1 protein-coding gene is annotated in these 2439 nt (G+C 56.5%); it reads right to left on the bottom strand.

Going from position 1 to position 2439, the window contains the following annotated elements; translation table 11 throughout:
• Positions 1-2439: SdrD B-like domain-containing protein (locus ABX749_RS29610; protein ID WP_372899207.1), on the bottom strand; the 2439-nt coding region annotated here is incomplete at both ends.

Below are 2439 nucleotides of genomic sequence, written 5' to 3'. Positions count from 1 at the left end.
GACTCGGCTCGTGTCGGTCGTGGATTCGTACTGCGCCGGTTCGTTAATCAGGACGGTGTAGTCGCCAGGCTGTAGGCCAGAGAATGAAAAATACCCGTCGGCATCTGTGGTTGTCACAAAGTCACGGTTGGAAGTCATCGCGCCAACGCTCAAGTTCACACCGAAGCCCGAGATGGGTGACTCGCCGGCGTCAAGCTCACCATTGCCGTTGGCATCGTCAAACACTCTGCCCGCGATAGTCGCGCCCAAAAACTCGAAACCGAACGAAATGTGGTCGACAGAATCTTGGATGCCAAGTGACACCGATTGCAGTCCGTCGGGGGGAGAGACGAGTTCGTGACCTGCGGGAACCATCACACGGATGTCATAGGTCCGCGGCGGCAAGTTTTCGAATCGGTATCGACCCTCCGCATCGCTGAATACCATTGCTTCGCCAGCATCAAAGCGGCCATTTGAATTTCGATCGACATAGACTGCGACGTTTTCCAATGGCGGGTCATCGGGATAGTCGTAGCGCAGGTCACCGGTTGCGTCGATAAAGATGAATCCGCTGATCGATCCAAATCGTGTGTTTCCAAAGTCGATGCCCGAGACCCGATCGCCTCGATCCAGTTCCAGACGGTGGCTGGGCGATCGCAACAACGTTTGTATGGTAAAGCTTGGGTTGCCGACGTTATCGGTCGCCCGCAACTGCAAATGATTTTCGCCGATCGCCAGTGGAACCTTCACCTCATAGCGACCGTCACCGAGCGGACTCGGGGTTCCGGTGGACAGCGACCCATTTCCGGCCGCACCAACGCTCCACGATAAACTCGCCTCGTCCAATCCCGCGGCATCATCGTCGACCCGAAACACCACGGTCACCTCAGGAACGGTCGTGATGATTCGACCATCAGCAAGACGTGTGCCCACCGAAATGGATTCGATTTCGGTTGAAGGGCCGAGAAAATCGTAGACGAGGGAGAACGTCGTCGATTGTTGATTGCCCACCAAATCTTTTGCAAACCCGTTCAAACTGACGTCTTCACCGGAGTCGATCTGACTGGCAAAGGCCGTTTCAGAAAGCGAAAAGCTCGCACCGGAGCCCAAGTTGCCCACGCCGGGAAGAGTGACTCGCGCTTCGGAAATTCCCACGCCAACGTCCGTTGCTAGGAAGGTGATCGGCGTTTGAGGCCCAACAACCTGATTGTTCGCCACGCTGAGCTGCAACTGCGGGGGCGACGCATCGACAAAGAATTCGATCGACTGGATGGCCGATTGGTTTCCATTGGCATCGCTGGTGCGGTAATACAGCACCTGGGTCCCCTCTTCCAAGTAGGTGAGCCCGATGCCCAGGACCGGCACGGAGCCAGCTTCATTGCGGCGGACGAACAACTCGATGATGCCTGCCGCGGGGTCGCCCTGGACCGATGTGCTGGGGCTGGACAGATTCGGGTCATTCCACGCGTATTCAAAATTCGTTGGTGAATCAAACTCCAGGTGAATCTGCTTTCCCCGGTCGAGATTGATGTACCAATCGATGGGCTTGGAGAACGTTGCCGGTCCATCGAATCGCCGCGACTGGAACGTATTGCTGATCAGCGGCCGACCATTAAAGTAGATCTGGCTGCCGTCATCGGGTGACTCAGCATCGAAGACATCCACATACTGCAGACTCGGTGCGTTGGTGTCGATGATGAATGTCGCACTGCGTATGGCTTCGCGGCCGCCGTGCTGATTGAGTGAACGCCACTGCAGAGTAAACGGTTGTTCGTCGGCGATCCCCAGGCCGCTGGAAAGGGAAACCGCGCGACGCGAGAATTGATTTGGATCAACCAGTATCCAATCCGCATGGTCGATTTGATCTTCGGCAGCGACGCGGTATTCGACACCGGACGGGCGAACGGAAAAGACGCGGTTGAATTCGTCCAGAAAGATCTTTTCTTCCGATTCAAAGCTGATCTCCGCGTCGCCGTTCAATCGATAGATTCGTGCATCAGGATCGACTACAACGGTTTCTTCCGTGACGGCGAGTGACGTGACTGGAGTGAGAAGCGTCTCAACGATCACCTCGCCCAGCGACGCTTGATTGTCGTCGTCTTGCTGCAGGAACGAGCCTTGAATATTGGATTCGGAAGTGAACAGATCCGTCGGGATCGTTCCGTGCGTGTGCATTGAGAAACCCGCCAAAGCTTTCATGTAGCCGCCGGCCAGGTCGGTCAAAAAGAGCGCGCTGGTCCGAGACAAATTACCGTCCCCCGGCTGAGTGTCGATCTGACTGAAATCAAGCCCCTGACGGTCTTCGTTGCCGTAGGCGTGAAGGGATCTCGGGTCCGCAGCGGCCAGTTCCAGCGGTGGGCCTTGATTGATCGGAACGGGCGTATTCGGGGCGGCGTCGCCCGCGAGAAACCGCAAGAAACCGCCTTCGCCCCACACAACGAACTGGGGAATCTGCAAGTT

This window comes from Stieleria sp., assembly GCF_041595215.1.
Classification (GTDB): domain Bacteria; phylum Planctomycetota; class Planctomycetia; order Pirellulales; family Pirellulaceae; genus Stieleria; species Stieleria magnilauensis.
Note: the sequence above shows the minus strand (reverse complement) of the source record. Positions and strands in the feature narration are given on the sequence as shown.